12 protein-coding genes and 1 pseudogene are annotated in these 17,202 nt (G+C 71.7%); 7 read left to right on the top strand and 6 right to left on the bottom strand.

The annotated features are described in order from the left end of the window. Window positions 1-27: 27 nt before the first annotated feature. A complete protein-coding gene (locus ACBJ59_RS47495; protein WP_375116628.1) occupies window positions 28-774 on the top strand; it encodes an N-acetyltransferase in 747 nt (248 codons plus the stop codon). Here the strand turns inward: ACBJ59_RS47495 and ACBJ59_RS47490 are convergent. From ACBJ59_RS47490 to ACBJ59_RS47480, 3 genes and pseudogenes are all read right to left on the bottom strand, one after another. Then, on the bottom strand, window positions 755-1,741 hold the full coding sequence (locus ACBJ59_RS47490; protein ID WP_375116627.1) for a PLP-dependent cysteine synthase family protein: 987 nt from the start codon (window positions 1,739-1,741) through the stop codon (window positions 755-757). The genes ACBJ59_RS47495 and ACBJ59_RS47490 overlap by 20 nt on opposite strands. 217 nt (window positions 1,742-1,958) lie before the next feature. After that, a complete protein-coding gene (locus ACBJ59_RS47485) occupies window positions 1,959-3,635 on the bottom strand; it encodes an FAD-dependent oxidoreductase (protein WP_375116626.1) in 1,677 nt (558 codons plus the stop codon). Continuing rightward, window positions 3,632-5,126: pseudogene (locus tag ACBJ59_RS47480) on the bottom strand (succinic semialdehyde dehydrogenase). The gene ACBJ59_RS47485 and the pseudogene ACBJ59_RS47480 overlap by 4 nt, the downstream one beginning before the upstream one ends. Window positions 5,127-5,199: 73 nt before the next feature. Here ACBJ59_RS47480 and ACBJ59_RS47475 point away from each other — a divergent pair. The 3 genes from ACBJ59_RS47475 (at window position 5,200) to ACBJ59_RS47465 (ending at window position 10,924) form a co-directional block, all read left to right on the top strand. Next, complete coding sequence (locus ACBJ59_RS47475) at window positions 5,200-7,434, top strand: protein kinase (protein ID WP_375116625.1); 2,235 nt, start codon at window positions 5,200-5,202, stop codon at window positions 7,432-7,434. A 32-nt stretch (window positions 7,435-7,466) separates the two neighbouring features. Continuing rightward, entirely contained in the window at window positions 7,467-9,521 is a 2,055-nt protein-coding gene (locus ACBJ59_RS47470) for a beta-propeller domain-containing protein (RefSeq protein WP_375116624.1), read from the top strand. Between the two features lie 158 nt (window positions 9,522-9,679). Continuing rightward, window positions 9,680-10,924 (top strand): S8 family peptidase, encoded by a 1,245-nt coding sequence (locus ACBJ59_RS47465; RefSeq protein WP_375116623.1) that lies wholly within the window; start codon window positions 9,680-9,682, stop codon window positions 10,922-10,924. Window positions 10,925-10,994: 70 nt separating this feature from the next. Here the strand turns inward: ACBJ59_RS47465 and ACBJ59_RS47460 are convergent, their stop codons facing one another. From ACBJ59_RS47460 to ACBJ59_RS47450, 3 genes are all read right to left on the bottom strand, one after another. After that, entirely contained in the window at window positions 10,995-11,471 is a 477-nt protein-coding gene (locus ACBJ59_RS47460; RefSeq protein ID WP_375116622.1) for a DUF664 domain-containing protein, read from the bottom strand. After that, the gene (glpD, locus tag ACBJ59_RS47455; RefSeq protein ID WP_375116621.1) at window positions 11,468-13,204 is read right to left on the bottom strand and encodes a glycerol-3-phosphate dehydrogenase; all 1,737 of its coding nucleotides are present in this window, start codon (window positions 13,202-13,204) and stop codon (window positions 11,468-11,470) included. Before glpD ends, ACBJ59_RS47460 begins: the two co-directional genes overlap by 4 nt. A gap of 163 nt (window positions 13,205-13,367) precedes the next feature. Beyond that, the gene (locus ACBJ59_RS47450; RefSeq protein ID WP_364112851.1) at window positions 13,368-14,138 is read right to left on the bottom strand and encodes a DeoR/GlpR family DNA-binding transcription regulator; all 771 of its coding nucleotides are present in this window, start codon (window positions 14,136-14,138) and stop codon (window positions 13,368-13,370) included. A gap of 129 nt (window positions 14,139-14,267) precedes the next feature. Here ACBJ59_RS47450 and ACBJ59_RS47445 point away from each other — a divergent pair, with 129 nt between their 5' ends. The 3 genes from ACBJ59_RS47445 to ACBJ59_RS47435 are packed head-to-tail and all read left to right on the top strand — an operon-like array spanning window position 14,268 to window position 17,193. Further along, window positions 14,268-15,143, top strand: coding sequence for an SIS domain-containing protein (locus ACBJ59_RS47445; RefSeq protein ID WP_375116620.1), 876 nt, complete (start codon window positions 14,268-14,270; stop codon window positions 15,141-15,143). Further along, complete coding sequence (gene nagA / locus ACBJ59_RS47440) at window positions 15,140-16,273, top strand: N-acetylglucosamine-6-phosphate deacetylase (RefSeq protein ID WP_375116619.1); 1,134 nt, start codon at window positions 15,140-15,142, stop codon at window positions 16,271-16,273. The genes ACBJ59_RS47445 and nagA overlap by 4 nt, the downstream gene beginning before the upstream one ends. After that, complete coding sequence (locus ACBJ59_RS47435) at window positions 16,273-17,193, top strand: 1-phosphofructokinase family hexose kinase (RefSeq protein ID WP_375116618.1); 921 nt, start codon at window positions 16,273-16,275, stop codon at window positions 17,191-17,193. The genes nagA and ACBJ59_RS47435 overlap by 1 nt, the downstream gene beginning before the upstream one ends. Window positions 17,194-17,202 lie beyond the last annotated feature (9 nt).

The following is a 17,202-nucleotide window of genomic DNA, read 5'->3' as shown; positions in this document are numbered from 1 at the left end:
GGTCTTCCCCGGTGCAGGATGAGCCGCATGGCCTTGCAGATCACCACGCTCGCCGAGCGTCCCGAGTTCGCGTCGTCGTTGTGGGACATGGACCACACGTGGCGGGAGTTCATGATGCACGACCCGCTCGCCGACCTGTACTACGCGTGGATCACGACGTCCTACCAGGAGTACGTGCTCGTGGCCGACGACGACGCCGAGCCCGGCCGGCTGGTGGCGCGGGGCTGCATGATCCCGTATCCGTCGGACGGGGCCGCCGGGCTGCCCGACGACGGCTGGGACGGCGTGATCAGGGCCGGCTGGCTGGCCCGCGAGCGCGGCCGGCCGGCCGACGCCGTCTCCGCCCTGGAGATCACCATCCGCCGCGACCAGCTGGGCAAGGGCCTGTCGGCCCTGATGGTGGCGGCGATGCGCGACTGTGCCGCCCGCCACGGGCACCGCGAGCTCGTCGCACCGGTACGCCCCAGCGCCAAGCACCTCGAACCGCACACCCCCATGTCCGAGTACGCCTTCAGGACCCGTCCCGACGGCCTGCCCCACGACCCCTGGTTGCGCGTGCACGTGCGGGCGGGCGCGAAGATCGTCAAGGTGGCGCCGCGGTCCATGGTGGTGCCGGGCACACTCGACGAGTGGCGCACCTGGACGGGCCTGCCGTTCGACCGCACGGGACCGGTCGAGGTGCCGGGGGCGCTGAGCCCGGTGCACTGCGACGTGGAGCACGACCACGCCGTCTACGTGGAGCCCAACGTCTGGGTCACCCACCCGCTGACCTGACCAGGCGCCGCAGCTTCTCCTCGTGCTGCGCGACATCCAGCCCTCGCTCGGCCGCCCACGCGTCGTCGTGGCAGGTCGCCAGGTGCCGCTCGGCCGCGTCGCCGATCAGCGACACCACGGTGCCGCTCTCCCCTCTGGCCCGCATGCGGTCGATCAGCTCCAGCGCCGCCCAGAGCGCGGTGCCCGACGAGCCGCCCACCGGCAGCCCCGTGACCTCCCTGATGTGCCTGGCCGCCGCCACGCCGGCCGCGTCGGGGACGGGGATGACCAGGTCGACGAGGTCGGGCCGGAACCCCGGCTCCATGCGCGGGCGCCCGATGCCCTCGATCCGCGAGGGCATGCCGGTGGCGTAGTCGGGCACGTCGAGGGTCCAGCCCGGGAAATAAGCCGAATTTTCGGGATCCGCGACCGCGACCCGGCAGCTCCGGCCGTGGGCCCGGATCCAGCCGCCCAGCGTGGCCGACGTCGCGCCGGTGCTCGCGCCCGTCACCACCCAGTCGGGCCGCACCTGCCCGAACAGCTCCGCCGCCAGGTCGTGCTCGGCCGCCCGCCCGAACTGGTCGAGGAAGTGACCCTCGATCTCCCGCGCCGCGTCGTAGATGGCCGGCGGCGGCGTCACGAACCGGCATTCGCCGCCCAGCTCCTCCACCGGCCGGGCCCGCGCCCGGCTGTGCTCGCCCGGCATGACCACGATGTACGGCAACCCCAGCCGCCGCGCGAACCACGCCTGCGCCACGGCCGCGTTGCCGCCCGTCGCCTCCACCACGGTCGTGCCCGGGCCGACCAGCCCGTCGAGGACGGCCCGGCGGAACAGCGCCCTGGCGTGCCGGTGGCGCAGGCTGCCGGTCGGGTGCACGGACTCGTCCTTCAGCAGCAGCCTGATCCCCGGTGCCCGCACGGGGAAGTCGATCAGCGGGGTGGGCTCCCCCGCCGCCAGCACGTCCAGGGCTCGCGCGTTCCAGCTCACGATCCCACCTTGTCAGGCGGGAACCGGGAAAACCGTCCCCGTTCGCCAGGAGCCGATCACGAGCCGATCAGCAGCCGGTCAGGAGAGCTCCGCGCGCTCGCCCGGCCCCGGTTACCGGTCAGCCGAGTTCGGTGCGCTCCCCCGGCGTCAGCAGCCGCACTCCGCCGATCTCCAGGACCGCCGTGGGTCCTCCGGCGTAACGGATCTCCATGTCAGCTCACGACGTCCCGGGACGAGCGGTTATTCCATGGAGCAACGCGCCGGGAGCCCCGGACGGCACGGCGGGGCGGCGCGGCGCGACGGGCGCGACCCGCGCGTACGGCGACCCGGTCGCCGGGCGCGGATCCGGTTCACCGGCGTTCGGCCAGAACGACATGGCCCGCTCGGCCTGGGCGGTGATGGTCAGCGAGGGGTTGACGCCCAGGTTCGCGGACACGGCCGAGCCGTCCACGACGTGCAGGCCGTCGTGGCCGTACACGCGGTGGTAGGCGTCGATCACCCCGGTCTCCGGCGAGTCCCCGATGGCGCAGCCGCCGAGGAAGTGGGCCGTCGTCGGGATGTCGAACAGGTCCAGCCACGTCCCCCCGGCCACCCCGCCGATCTCCTCCGCCGCGTGCCGCACGGCCTCGTGACCGGCGGGGATCCAGGTGGGGTTGGGCTCGCCGTGGCCGCGCGCGGAGCGCAGGCCCCACCGGGTGCGGCGGACGGTGATCGAGTTGTCCTTGGCCTGCATGACCAGCGCGATCAGGGTCCGCTCGGACCAGTGGCGCAGGTTCAGCAGCCGCAGGGCCCGCAGCGGCTGCCGGGCCACCTCGCGGGCGAACGCGCGCAGGCGCGGCCGGCCGCCGTCCACGAGCAGGGTGCGGAGCAGGCCCATGGCGTTGGAGCCGTCGCCGTAGCGGACGGGTTCGATGTGGGTCTCGGGGTCGGGGTGGATGGAGGAGGTGATGGCCACGCCGCCGTTGAGCTTCTCGCCGGCGACGGCGGTGCGCTCGAAGCCGAGCAGCGCCTCGGAGTTGGTCCTGGTCAGCGCGCCGAGCCTGGCCGACAGGCGGGGCAGCGTCCCGTCGGCGCGCAGCTTGTGCAGCAGCCGCTGGGTGCCGTACGTGCCGGCCGCGAAGACCACCTGACCTGCCAGGAACGTACGGCGCGAGCGCACCGACCCGGTCCGGCGCGCGAGCACCTCGTAGCCCCCGGACGGCAGGGGCCGCACGGAGGTGACCGTGCACTCGGGATAGATTCGCGCGCCGGCCCGCTCCGCGAGGTACAGGTAGTTCTCGGTCAGCATGTTCTTGGCGCCGTGGCGGCAGCCCGTCATGCACTCGCCGCATTCGAGGCACCCGCGGCGCGCCGGTCCGGCACCGCCGAAGTACGGATCGACGCCGTCCTCGCCGAAGTAGACGCCCACGGGCGCGAGGCGGAAGGTGTCCGGCACCCCCATCTTCGCCGCGACCCTGCTCATGATCTCGTCGGCGCGGGTGAAGGTGGGGTTCACGACCGCGCCCAGCATGCGCCTGGCCTGGTCGTAGTGGGGGGCCAGCTCCGCCTTCCAGTCGGTGATGGCGGCCCACTGGGGGTCGTCGAAGAACGGGGCGAGCGGCTCGTACAACGTGTTGGCGTACACGAGGGAGCCGCCGCCGACCCCGGCGCCCGCCAGCACCATGACGCCGGTGCCGCGCTCGCCGCGCAGCACGTGGATGCGCTGGATGCCCTTCAGCCCCAGCCACGGCGCCCACAGGAAGTCGCGCACGTGCCAGGAGGTGGCCGGCAGCGTGGCGGCGTCGAAGCGGCGGCCCGCCTCCAGCACGCCGACCTTGTAGCCCTTCTCGCTCAGCCTGAGCGCCGCGACGCTGCCGCCGAAGCCCGACCCGATGACGATCACGTCGAAGCTCATTTGAGCCGGAGCCTCCGCATCGCCTTGAGCGTGCCCGCCAGGGTGCCGGCCCACTTCTCGTACGGCATCCCGAACGGCGGCTCGAACCCCAGCCACCCCGCCTGCGAGGCCACGGCCTTGGCCTCGGTGTAGCGCAGCAGCCCCTCGACGCCGTGCCTGCGGCCCAGCCCGGACGCCTTCATGCCACCCATGGGGGCGTCGTAGGAGGCGTACGCGGAGGCGTACCCCTCGTTGATGTTGACCGTGCCGGCCCGGACCCGGGCGGCCAGGCGGCGGGCGCGCGGACCAGATGGAGGCGTTGAGGCCGTAGATGGTGTCGTTGGCCAGCTCGGCCGCCTCGTCGTCGGTGGCGAACGGGTAGAGCGCCACCACGGGGCCGAACGTCTCGTTCCGGCACAGCTCCATGTCCTCGCCGACGCCCGTGAGCACGGTCGGCTCGTAGAACAGCGGTCCGAGGTCGGGCCTGGCCCGGCCGCCGGTCAGCAGCGTCGCGCCCTTGGCCACGGCGTCGTCCACGTGCGCGCTGACCGCGTCGAGCTGGCGGCGCGAGGTGAGCGAGCCCATCTGCACCGACCAGTCGTGCCCGGCGCCGAGCTTGAGCGCCCTGACCTGCGCGACGAAGCGCTCGGCGAAGGCGTCGAACACGGACGCGTGCACGTACAGGCGCTCGATCGACAGGCAGAGCTGGCCGGCGTTGGTGAAGCAGGCGCGGACGGCCCCCTGGACGGCCACGTCCAGGTCCGCGTCGTCGAGCACCACCATCGGGTTCTTGCCGCCGAGCTCCAGCGAGCAGCCGATGAGCCGCTTGGCCGCCTCCTCGGCGATCTTCCGGCCGCCCCGGGTGGACCCCGTGAAACCCACGTAGTCGGCGTGGTCGAGCAGCGCGTCGCCGATCTCGGCCGGCTCGCCCAGCACGACCTGCCAGATCTCGCGCGGCATGCCCAGCTCCGCGAGCAGGTCGATGGTCCAGAGCGTGGACAGGGCGGTCTGGGTGTCCGGCTTGTGGACGATCGCGTTGCCGGCCAGCAGCGCGGGCACCGCGTCGGTGACGCCCAGCGCGAGCGGGTAGTTCCACGGGGTGATCAGCGCGACCACGCCCTTGGGCCGGCGCAGCTCCGTCACGCGGGTGGCGCCGGGGAAGACGCCCTTGCGGGCGCGCGGGGCGAGCAGGCGGGGGGCGCGGCGGGCGTAGTAGAGGCTGCAGCCCGCGACGTCGAGCACCTCCTCGAAGGCGTGCTTGCGGGCCTTGCCGGTCTCGTTCTGGACGATGTCGAGGATCTCGTTCCTGCGGTCGAGGATCGCGTCGTGCAGCAGCAGGAAAGGTTCCGCCCGCGCGGCCGCGGATTTCCCGGCCCATTCGAGCTGGGCGGCCCTGGCCTTCTCGTACGCCGTACGCACGTCTTCGGCGTCTGATATGGGCAGCTCAGCGAGGGTTTCCCCGGTAAACGGGGCAATGATGGGCCGTGTCCTGCCACTGGACGTCACCTGCATGCCAGAAGGATATTCCGTGGTACTACCCGCGGGTAGTTTTTGCGGATCCGTTGCATAGCGACAGAATCCCTTCATGGCAACCTTCGCTCCGCTCCGACCCGGAGATCCACAACGGCTGGGGGGCCTGGATCTCCTCGGCCGGCTCGGCGAGGGCGGTCAGGGCGTCGTCTACCTCGCCAAAGACCCCTCGGGCAGCAACGTGGCCGTCAAGTGGCTGCGGCCGGACCTGTCGGGCGACCAGGTGAGCGTGGAGCGATTCCTGCGCGAGGTCCAGGTGGCCCAGCAGGTGGCGCCGTTCTGCACCGCCGCGGTCCTGGGCACGGGCGTCGAGCAGGACCGGCCGTTCATCGTCAGCGAGTTCATCGAGGGGCCCTCGTTACAGCGGGTCGTGCAGGAGGAGGGGCCGCGCACGGGCTCGGTCCTGCACCGGCTGGCCATCGGCACGGCCACCGCGCTGGCCGCCATCCACCAGGCCGGGATCGTGCACCGCGACTTCAAGCCGGCCAACGTGATCATCGGGGCCGACGGGCCGCGGGTGATCGACTTCGGCATCGCGCGGGCCCTGAACGCCACCTCCACGATCAGCAGCATGGTCGTGGGCACTCCGTCGTACATGCCGCCCGAGCAGATCATGGGGCACACCGTCGGCCCGGCCGCCGACATGTTCTCCTGGGCCAGTGCGATGATCTTCGCCGCCTCCGGGCGGGCGCCGTTCGGCAGCGACACGATGCCCGCGGTGATCAACCGGGTGCTCAACCAGCAGCCCGACCTGGGCGCGCTGGAGGAGGGCCCGCTGCGCGACGTGGTGGTGGCCTGCCTGGCCAAGGACCCGGCCCAGCGGCCCTCCGCCGAGCAGGTGATCATGCGGCTGCTGCAACAGCCGGCACCGAACTCCGGCATGCTCGCGCAGGCCGCGGCGGAAGCGGCCCCCGCGCCGCCCTACCCACCCCCTCCCAACCAGTACGGCCCCGCGTCCAATCCGCAGAGCCCGCCGTTCGGTCCCCCGTCCGGGCCGATGTCCGGCCCCGTTCCCTACGGGGGCCCCGTCCCGCAGGCGGCGCACCATCCCCAGGGGCAACCGCATCCCCGGGTCCCGTGGCAGCAGCAGCCCACCCTGCCGCCCTACGGGCAGCAGGGCCCCTACCCCAACCAGCCACGCAGGAGCGGCAAGGGCCCGCTGATCGCCGGCATCGCGATCGCGGTCGCGCTGCTGGTGCTCGCCGGCGTGATCGTGGTCATCCAGATCGACAAGGCGTCGGTGGCGGGGCCGATCGGCACCGGGACGCCCGGACGATCGAGGACCACGGGCGGGTCCAGCCCCTCCGACACGTCCAACCCGTCCGCCGCCGACCCGTCCGCCACGGCGAGCCCGTCGGTCACGCAGGCGGCGGTGCCGCGCACCGGCACCAAACGGGCGCTGCCCGGCGAGACGGTCTCCCTCTACGAGAACCCGGCCGACAACATCGTCCTGACCTCCTACGAGGTCTTCGACAAGAAGAAGGACGACTGGATCGACTACGCGCGAAACTCGTTGCGCGGCACGTTCACGAAATACCAGCAGAACTGGGAGTCGATGGTCTCCCCCGACGGCCGCTACCTGGCCGGCCGGGGCAGGAGCTACAGCTCCGACGACTTCGACTTCATCGTCATCACCGACCGGCAGACGGGCGAGCGCTCCACGGTCAAGACGGTCAAGGAGCCGCTGATCAGCAGCATCCGGGCCTGGTCGAAGGACGGCTCCAAGATCCTGCTCAACACCGAGAAGAAGAGCGGCGACAAGTGGCTCTATCTCGGCTTCGTCATCGTGGACGTGGCCACGGGCAAGGCCACCGTGGTCAACGTCAACGACACCTCCATCCGCGCCACCGCCTTCGGCTTCGACGGCGACGACGAGGGCGTGGTCAACGTCTACGGCGACGAGAAGAACCAGGGCCTGCGCTTCTTCAACCTCCAGGGCAAGGCCACCCGCTCGCTGCCGGGCATCGGCACGATGTCCGCCGACACCCAGGACATCTTCTCGCCCTCGGGCAAGCTGTTCGTCACCAACTGCCCCAACGGCGGTGACGGCGACCACTGCGTCTGGGACTCCACCTCGGGCGAGCGGGTGCGCAAGTTCTACTCCGAGTGCGACAAGGTGCTCGGCTTCTACGACGAGAGCCACCTCTACTGCTGGGAGCAGGACAACAACGACAAGGACGAGATCCAGGTGATCGACTTCCAGGGCAACCTGCTGCGCAAGATGCTGGACGTGCCCGACGACGTCGACTTCAGCCCCGCCTTCACCTTCAGGCCGGCCGCCGGCTCCTGAACCATCCCGGCCGCCCAGCCGTGATGGAGGGCATGAACACGCTGATCCGTACGGCCGTGACCGCCGCGGCACTCGCGGCGGTCACGACCGCCTGCACCGCTTCGACGGGAGGGACCCCGGACCCGCCGCCCCCGAAGGTGAGCCTCGGCGCCGTCCGCCTGGTGGCCTACAGCAGCTGCGACGACCTGCTGGCCGGCCTGCGCGAGAAGGCCAGCGCGAACGTCACCCCGTACGGCTTCGGCAACGTCATGCCCTTCGCCGCCATGGAGGACACCGCGGCGAACGTTCCCCAGGGCAAGGGCAGGGCCGCCACGCCCGAGCACTCCACGACGAACGTGCACGAGGCCGGCGTGGACGAGCCCGACCTGGTCAAGACGGACGGCAACCGGATCATCACGGTCGCGGACGGCACGCTGCGGATCATCGACACGGCGACCAGGAAGGTCACCTCGTCGCTCAAGCTGACCGAGGGTGACAACGCCGGTCCGGGCGTACCCGCCGACCTGCTGGTCTCGGGTGACCGGGCGCTGGTGCTCATGCGCGGCGGCGACATCATGTACAAGTCGTTCGCCCCGCAGGCCGACACCCGCTACGTGGTGGTCGATCTGGCGGGCGAGCCGAAGGTCCTGAGCACGATCAGGCCGCAGGGCTCGTACGTGGACGCCCGGATGATCGGCTCCACGGTCCGCCTGGTCACCCGCAGCCAGCCGAACATCGCCTTCCCGGAGCCCCAGGGCGAGACCACCGAGGCCCAGCGGCTCAAGGACAACCAGGCCACGGTACGCCGGGCACCGGCGGAGGCCTGGCTGCCCAAGATCGAGATCACCGACGCGTCGGGCGCCGTCAGGAGGGACACGGTCAAGTGCGAGCGGGTCAGCCGCCCCGCCGACTACACCGGCACCTCGATGCTGACCGTGCACACCATCGACCTGGCGCAGGGCGTCACCGCGGCCGGCACCGACCCGATCAGCCTGGCCGCCGACGGCGACGTGGTCTACGGCACCGGCCAGAGCCTGTACGTGGCCAGCAACCCGCGCTGGTGGATGCCGGTGGTGCGCCCGCTCCCGGTCGACGAGCCCCCGGCCACCACCACGTCCGACGGCGTGGCCCCGGCCGAGGAGCCCACCCCCGGCGAGCCGAGCGTGTCCGCACCCCAGGGGTCGAGCACGGGGTCGAGCACGGGGTCGAGCACGGAGTCGAGCACGGTGCCCAGCCCGGTGCCCAGCCCGGTGCCCACGCCGACGATCCCGCCGGAGGAGACGGAGGTGCACCGGTTCGACATCACCTCGCCCGGCGCGCCCGCGTACGTGGCCTCGGGCAAGGTCCCGGGACGCCTGCTCAACCAGTACTCCCTGTCCGAGCACGAGGGTCACCTGCGCCTGGCCACCACCCTCAGCTCCGCCGACGGCAGGACCAGCTCCAGCGCCGTCTACGTCCTCAAGGCCGACACCATGGCCAAGGTGGGCGAGGTCGGCGGCCTGGGTGAGGGCGAGCGCATCTACTCGGTCCGGTTCATCGGCGCGGTGGGCTACTGCGTCACGTTCCGGCAGGTGGACCCGCTCTACACGCTCGACCTCCGCGACCCGGCGGCGCCGAAGGTGACGGGCGAGCTGAAGATCACCGGCTATTCGGCGTACCTGCACCCCGGCTCCGAGGGCCGCCTGATCGGCATCGGCCAGGAGGCCAGCGAGCAGGGCAGGACGCTGGGCACGCAGGTCTCGCTGTTCGACGTCAGCGACCCGGCCGCCCCGCGCCGGCTGTCGCAGTACTTCCAGAAGGACTCGGGCTCCGGGGCCGAGTGGGACCCGCACGCGTTCCTGTACTGGCCGAAGACCGGCCTGTCGGTGATCCCGCTGAACAAGCAGAACGAGTCGGGCGCCCTCGTGCTCAGGATCGACGACTCCGGGGTGAAGGAGCTCGGCATGATCAAGCATCCGGCGCAGCGTCAGGACGGCCGGTACGCGTACGATCCCGGCATCCAGCGTTCGATGATCATCGGCGACTCGGTGTGGACGGTCTCGTACGAGGGTGTCCAGGTCAACGACACGGCGACGCTCGCCTCACAAGCGTGGATTCCACTCCGTTAAGCAACCAAAGAGTGCCGGTTCGTAGCGAACCGGCACTCTTTTTATGGACTTATCCCGACAAATGGTGAAAGCTTTACTAACACTGTCATGTCGGATCGGGTGGATCCTGTCATAGCGGGGTGCTCCCGGTCCACGACCGAGAAAGGGCCCACGCTGCCATGCGATCACGCACCCCCCTGCTCGCATTGCTCGTCAGCGCGCTGGCGTTACTCGCGGCGCCGCTACCCGTCTCAGCAGCCGCCCCTGAGGGCACCTACATCGTCCAGCTCAACCCGTCGATGCGCGCGCCGCGCGGAGCCGCCGAGGACCAGGTGGCCCAGCACGGCGGGCAGCTCGTCGGCGTGTACGAGCACGCCTTCAAGGGCTACACCGCCCGGCTGAGCGCGACCGCCGCCGAGCAGCTCAAGCGGAACCCCAACGTGCTCAGCGTGGAGCCCGACGCCGAGGTCACCGCGTTCGTCCAGACCGTCCCCACGGGCGTACGCCGGATCTTCGGCCCCAGCAACCCCAACCTGGACATCGACGGCACCGACGACATACGCATCGACGTGGACGTCGCCGTGGTCGACAGCGGCGTGGACAACACCCACCCCGACCTGAACGTGGTCGCCCGCGCCAACTGCCAGACCGGCGCCTGCGTCAACAACGCGGGCACGGACGACAACGGCCACGGCACGCACGTCGCGGGCACCGTCGGCGCCATCGACAACACCATCGGCCCGGTGGGCGTCGCACCCGGCGCCCGCATCCACGGCGTGAAGGTCCTCAACGCGGCCGGTTCCGGCACCCTGTCCGGCATCGCCGCGGGCATCAACTGGGTGGTGGCGCGCGCGTCCACCATCGAGGTCATCAACCTGAGCCTGGGCTGCAACGGCTGCACCAGCAGCGCGATCAGCACGGCGATCACCAACGCGGTCAACGCCGGCATCGTGGTCGTGGTGGCCGCGGGCAACAGCCACACGAACACCTCCTCGTTCTTCCCGGCCAACCACCCTGACGTGGTCACCGTCTCCGCGCTGACCGACAACGACGGTTTGGCCGGCGGAGCCGGGGGCAGCACGCTGTCGTGCCGCAGCGAAACCGATCAGGACGACACCTCGGCGTTCTACTCCAACTACGGCTCCACCGTGGAGATCACCGCGCCGGGCACCTGCATCTACTCGACCTGGCGGGGCGGCGGCTACAGCACGATCAGCGGCACGTCGATGGCCAGCCCGCACGTGGCCGGCGCGGCCGGGCTGCTCACCTCGGGCGCCAACAAGCCGACGACGCGGGCGGGCGCGCTGGCGGTGCGCAGCACGCTGATCTCCACCGGCAACTCCAACTGGACCGACGACTCGGGCGACGGCGTCAAGGAGCCGCTGCTCGACGTGCACGACGCCACGCGCTACCCGCCGTCGTGACCTTCGTGAGGTAGAGAACCATCCTGGAACGGGCGGTCCGCGGACCCCGCAGCGCCGCGGGCCGCCCCTCCTAATCGGCCAGCTCGCGCGCGACGTCGAGATGGCCGGCGTGCCGCATGTACTCCTCCAGCACGTGGAACATGATCCAGCCCAGCGTCGGCGGCTCGTGCGGCGGCTGGAACCTGCCGATCCGCGAGGCCACCTCGGACAGGCTCGCCCGCGCCACCACCTGCCTGGACCGCTCGCACTGCGCCAGGTAGAGCTTCCTGATCTCCTCGTAGGACTCGCTCGCGACCAGCCCGCCCTCGGCGTCGCGATCGCCCTGGGCGTCCTCGATCGGCTCGCCCGCGAAGTCCCACACGAACCAGCGCCGCTCCATGTACGCCAGATGCTTGAGCATCGCCAGCGGCGTCCACCCGGAGGGCACCCGGCTCACCCCGGGCTCGGGGAACCCGTCGAGCGCCCGCAGCACCTCGGCCCGGTAGTGGTCGAGGTATCCCGACAACAACTCCCGGGGGTCGGACAACTGGCGGGACGGCTCGCTCATGAATGCTCCGGCGCGACGACGGGGACGATCTCCGGCGCGCCGAGCCTGATCGCGTCCGCCTCCTGGTCGGAGTCCTGCTCCTGCGAGCGGCGTTCGGACTCCACGCGCTTCGAGTAGTATTCCACCTCCCTCTTCACCTGCTCGCCGTCCCAGTCGAGCGGCTTGGCCATCAGCTCGGCCGCCTCCTGCGCCACCGCCATCCCGCGGTGGAAGGTCTCGATGGAGATGCGCGTGCGCCGGGTGAGCACGTCGTTGAGATGCCGGGCGCCCTCATGGGTGGCGGCGTAGACGATCTCGGCCCGCAGATAGTCGTCGGCCCCCGTCAGCGGCCGGCCCAGCGACGGGTCGCGCTCGATCAGCTCCAGCACCTCGTCGATCAGCGAGCCGTAGCGCTGGAGCAGGTGCTCGATCCTGGCCACGTGCAGGCCGGAGGTCTGGGCGATGCGCCCCCGGGAGTTCCACAGCGCCTGGTAGCCCTCGGCGCCCACGAGCGGGATGCGGTCGGTGCACGAGCGCGGCACCCGCTGGTCGAGCCCGTGCGCCACGGCGTTCACCGCGTCCTGCGCCATGACCCGGTAGGTGGTGTACTTTCCCCCGGCGATCATCACCAGCCCGGGCACGGGATGCGCCACCACGTGCTCCCTGGACAGCTTGGAGGTCTCGTCGGACTCGCCCGACAGCAGCGGCCGCAGCCCGGCGTAGACGCCCTCGACGTCGTCGCGGGTCAGCGGCACGGACAGGACCGCGTTGACGTGGTCGAGCAGGTAGTCGATGTCCGTGCGGGAGGCGGCCGGGTGGCTCTTGTCGAGCGTCCACTCCGTGTCGGTGGTGCCGATGATCCAGTGGCGGCCCCAGGGGATCACGAAGAGCACCGACTTCTCGGTGCGCAGGATGATGCCGGTCAGCGAGTGGATCCGGTCTCTGGGCACGACGAGGTGGATGCCCTTGGAGGCGCGTACGTGGATCTGGCCGCGCCCTCCCACCAGCTCCTGGATGTCGTCGGTCCAGACCCCGGTCGCGTTGACCACCTGCTGGGCGCGTACTTCCAGCTCCTCGCCGCACTCCAGGTCGCGCACCCGCACGCCGGTGACCCGCTCGCCCTCCCGCAGGAACCCCACCACCTGCGCCCGCTGCGCGATGTGCGCGCCGTAGGTGGCCGCGGTGCGCAGCGTCGTCATGACGAAGCGTGCGTCGTCCACCTGCGCGTCCCAGTATTGGACGGCGCCGGTGAAGGCCGACTTCTTCAGCGCCGGCGCCAGCCGCAGCGCCCGGGACCTGGACAGGTGCCGGTGCCCCGGCACGCCGCGGGTGAGCCCGGTCGCGAGGCCGAGCGTGTCGTAGAGCGCGACTCCCGCGCCGACGTAGGGCCGCTCCCAGGCGTAGTGGGTCAGCGGGAACAGGAACGGCACCGGCCTGACCAGGTGCGGCGCGATGCGCTGCAGCAGCAGGGCGCGCTCCTGCAGGGCCTCGCGGACCAGCTCGAAGTTGAGCTGCTCCAGGTAGCGCAGCCCGCCGTGGATCAGCTTGGACGAGCGCGAGGAGGTGCCGGAGGCGAAGTCACGCGCCTCGACCAGAGCCACGTCGAGCCCGCGCGTCGCGGCGTCGAGCGCCACCCCCGCCCCCACGACGCCGCCCCCGACCACGACGACGTCGAACTCCTGCGCCGCCATACGTTCCAGGGCCTCGGCCCGCTCCGCGGGCCCGAGCCGGGCCGCGCTCCTTCCCGACGCCATAACTCCCCCTGGGACGGCACTGTCGCCTGCGCTCCATTCCTACCCGCGCAGGACTCGACCTGTAACGCCGGAGTCGGTCAGAGACCGGCGTAAAACCCCTCGCTCCGCCACACACGGCGTTTACCTCGCAAGAACCGACCGGCCGGAACCCCGCGAGAGCCGCTCAGGCGCGTACGACCTTGACTCCCGCGTCGGTGAGCTGGCCCGCGAGGGCGTCGGAGAGCCGCGCGTCGGTGACGAGCGTGTCGATCTGGTTGATCGGGCAGATGCGGGAGAAGGCCCGCTTGCCCACCTTGGACGAGTCGGCCACCACCACGACCTGGGCGGCCCGGCTGATCAGCAGGTGGTTGACGCTGGCCTCGCCCTCATGGTGGGCGGAGGCGCCCAGCTCGACGTCCAGCGCGTCGACCCCGAGGAAGGCCACGTCCAGCGTCACCTGCTCCAGGACCCCGTTGGCCAGTGGCCCGATGAGCTCGTACGACTGCTGCCTGGCCACCCCACCCGTCACCACGATCTTGACGTGCCGGCGGACGGTGAGCTCGGCGGCGATGTTGAGCGCGTTCGTGACGATCGTGAACCCGGTCTCCAGCGTGGAGAGGGTGGCCAGGGCCCGCGCCAGCTCGGAGGTGGTGGTGCCGCCGTTGAGCCCGACCACGGCGCCGGGCGTCACCAGCTCGGCCGCCGCCGCCGCGATGCGGTGCTTCTCGTCGGCGTGCCTGGCCGTCTTGTAGCGCAGCGGGAGGTCGTAGCTGACGCTCTGGGCCACCGCGCCGCCCCGGGTGCGCATGAGCATCTGCTGCTGGGCGAGCTGGTCGAAGTCCCGCCTGATCGTGGCGGTGGACACGTCGAGCGCCCGGGCCGCCTCCTCCACCGACAGCCTGCCCTCCTGCGCCAGCAGCTCGAGGATGGCGTTCCAGCGGTCGTAGCGGGACACGAAGGCCTCCCTGAAGGGACGAGGTCAGGAGCAAGCGTGGCACAACCTGGGGCGCCAGACCACCGGTGTTCATAACTGCTCTTTCCTGATATAAAAAACGCAGAAACAATCAATCATGGGAGGTAAGTGGTGACCACCCACACCGAGGCCGAGATCGCGTCCCAGCCGTCGTGCTGGCGCCGCGCCGTGGCGAGCGTTCCCGCCGACGCGCTGCCGCGCCAGGGCGAGCGGGTCGCCGTCGTCGGCTGCGGGACGTCGTGGTTCATCGCGATGGCGTACGCGGTGCTGCGCGAGCGGGCCGGGCACGGCGAGACCGACGCGTTCGCCGCCTCCGAGTTCCCCTCCGGGCGCCGCTACGACCGCGTGCTGGCGCTGTCGCGCTCGGGCACCACGACCGAGGTCCTGGAGCTGCTCACCAGGACGACCGGCACGAGGACCACGGCCATCACCGCCGACCCCGACACGCCGATCATGACGGCCGCCGACGAGGTCGTCGTGCTCGACTACGCCGACGAGAAGTCGGTCGTGCAGACCAGGTTCGCCACCACGCAGCTGGCCATGCTCCGCGCCGGCCTGGGCGAGGACCTCACGCAGGCCGTCGCCGACGCCGAGGAGGCCGTGGCCGCGCCGCTGCCCGACGAGCTGGTCAACGCCGAGCAGTTCAGCTTCCTCGGCACCGGCTGGTCGGTCGGCCTGGCCCAGGAGGCGGCGCTGAAGATGCGCGAGGCGTCCCGCTCGTGGACGGAGGCGTACCCGGCGATGGAATACCGGCACGGCCCGATCAGCATCGCCGCCCCCGGGCGGGTGACGTGGATGCTCGGCACCGCCCCCGAGGGCCTGCGCGCGCAGGTCGAGGAGACCGGCGGGGCGTTCTTCGAGACCGGGCTCGACCCGATGGCCGAGCTGATCCGCGCGCAGCGGGTGGCCGTGGCGCGGGCCTTCGCCAAGCAGCTCAACCCCGACGAGCCCATGCACCTCACGCGATCTGTGATCCTTTCTTCATGAGCCTTACTCTTGCCGACGCCAGGATCGTGACGCCCGAGGGAGTTCACGAGGGGTGGCTGACCATCGAAGACGGCCGCATCACGCATGTCGGCCACGGATCCGCCCCGGGTCCCGGCCTCAGCCTGGGCGGGCGGCACGTCGTTCCGGGGTTCGTGGACATCCACAACCACGGCGGCGCGGGTGGCTCCTTCCCCACCGGCGAGCCGGACAAGGCGCGTGACGCCGTGGCACTGCACCGGCGCCACGGCACCACCACGACCATGGCCAGCCTGGTCACCGACTCGATCGAGGGGTTGACCAGGGCGGCGTCGGCGCTGGCCGAGCTGTGCGAGGAAGGGCTGCTGGCCGGCATCCACTTCGAGGGCCCCTACATCTCCAGGGCCCGCTGCGGCGCGCACGACCCGACGCTGCTGCGCGAGCCGTCGACGCAGGAGTTCGCCGGGCTGGTGAAGGCCGGGCGCGGGCATGTGCGCATGGTGACCGTCGCGACGGAGCTGCCGGGTGCGCTCGACATGATCAGGACGGCCGTGGCGGAGGGCGTGATCGCGGCCATCGGTCACAGCGACGCCGACTACGAGCAGACGATCGCCGGCATCGAGGCGGGCGCGAGCGTGGCCACGCATCTCTACAACGCGATGCCGCCGCTCGGGCACCGCGCGCCCGGTCCCGTGGCGGCGCTGCTGGACGACGAGCGGGTGACGGTCGAGCTGATCAACGACGGGGTGCACGTGCATCCGGCCATGCTGCGGCTGGCGTACGAGGTGGCCGGGCCCGGCAGGGCCGTGCTGGTCACGGACGCCATGTCGGCCACCGGCCTCGGCGACGGCGACTACGTGCTGGGCTCGATGCGGGTGCGCGTGGACGACGGCGTGGCCCGGCTGGTCGAGGGCGGCTCGATCGCGGGCTCCACGCTGACCATGGACGTCGCGTTCCGGCGCGGGGTCCAGGAAGTGGGCATGTCGCTGCCCGACGCGGTCCAGGTGGCCTCGCTGACGCCCGCGCGGGTGCTCGGCCTGGCCGACCGGATCGGCTCGATCGCCGTCGGCAAGGCGGCCGACCTGGTGGTGCTCTCCGATGCCCTGGAGGTGGACGGCGTGTTGAAGGACGGCGTCTGGATCACGGAGCCCTGATGATCCTCACGGTGACGCTCAACCTCGCTCTCGATGTGACCTACCAGGTCCCCCGCGTGGACTGGGACGGTGTCAACCGGGTCAGCGCGGTGCACAGGCGCGCGGGCGGCAAGGGGGTCAACGTGGCCAGGGTGCTGGCCGCGCTGGGCCACGACGTGCTGGTCACGGGGCTGGCGGGCGGGCCGACCGGGGAGGCCGTCGAGGCCGACCTGCGGGCCGCGGGGCTGCCCGCAGCGCTGCACGGCATCGCCGCCGAGTCCCGCACCACCCTGGCCGTCTCCGACGCCCCCGCCCCAGGAGACGTCTCGCGTACGGCGCTGTTCAACGAGCCCGGCCCCGAGGTCACGGCGGCCGAGCTCGACGGCTTCACCCGCCGCTACGAGTCGCTCGTGGCCGCCACCGACGCGGTGGTCATCTCGGGCAGCCTCCCGCGCGGCGTCCCGGCCGACACCTACGCCGGCCTGGCCGCCATCGCGGCCGACCGGGGCGTCCCGGCCATCGTGGACGCCGACGGCGAGCCCCTCAGCCACGCGCCCAAGGGCCGCCCCTCCATCGTCAAGCCCAACGCCGAGGAGCTGGCCAGGGCCGTGCCCGGCGGCACCCCGGCCGAGGGCGCGCACGCGCTGCGCGGCCGGGGCGCCCAGGCCGTCGTGGTGTCCATGGGCGCCGACGGGCTCCTGGCCGTGACCGGGGAGGGAACGTTCCGGGCGCGGATGCCGTACACCGTGCGAGGCAACCCGACCGGGGCCGGCGACTCGCTGGTCGCCGGGCTGGCGCTGGGCCTGGTGGAGCGGGCGCCGTGGCCCGACCGGCTCCGGAGGGCCGCCGCGCTCGGCGCCGCGGCCGTGGCCACGCCCGTGGCCGGGGAGTTCGACCCCGACGTGTACGCCGACATACACCCCCAGATCACCATCACGTAAGGAGCCGGC

This window comes from Nonomuraea sp. MTCD27, from assembly GCF_041950495.1.
Taxonomy (GTDB): Bacteria; Actinomycetota; Actinomycetes; order Streptosporangiales; family Streptosporangiaceae; genus Nonomuraea.
The sequence above is the reverse complement of the archived record's forward strand: the minus strand, read 5'-3'. Positions and strand labels throughout refer to the sequence as shown.

Coding starts and splice junctions, on each gene's coding strand:
- ACBJ59_RS47495 (WP_375116628.1), top strand. CDS start 28: ATGGCCTTGCAGATCACCACGCTCGCCGAGCGTCCCGAGTTCGCGTCG.
- ACBJ59_RS47485 (WP_375116626.1), bottom strand. CDS start 3,635: ATGAGCTTCGACGTGATCGTCATCGGGTCGGGCTTCGGCGGCAGCGTC.
- ACBJ59_RS47475 (WP_375116625.1), top strand. CDS start 5,200: ATGGCAACCTTCGCTCCGCTCCGACCCGGAGATCCACAACGGCTGGGG.
- ACBJ59_RS47470 (WP_375116624.1), top strand. CDS start 7,467: ATGAACACGCTGATCCGTACGGCCGTGACCGCCGCGGCACTCGCGGCG.
- ACBJ59_RS47465 (WP_375116623.1), top strand. CDS start 9,680: ATGCGATCACGCACCCCCCTGCTCGCATTGCTCGTCAGCGCGCTGGCG.
- ACBJ59_RS47460 (WP_375116622.1), bottom strand. CDS start 11,471: ATGAGCGAGCCGTCCCGCCAGTTGTCCGACCCCCGGGAGTTGTTGTCG.
- glpD (WP_375116621.1), bottom strand. CDS start 13,204: ATGGCGTCGGGAAGGAGCGCGGCCCGGCTCGGGCCCGCGGAGCGGGCC.
- nagA (WP_375116619.1), top strand. CDS start 15,140: ATGAGCCTTACTCTTGCCGACGCCAGGATCGTGACGCCCGAGGGAGTT.
- ACBJ59_RS47435 (WP_375116618.1), top strand. CDS start 16,273: ATGATCCTCACGGTGACGCTCAACCTCGCTCTCGATGTGACCTACCAG.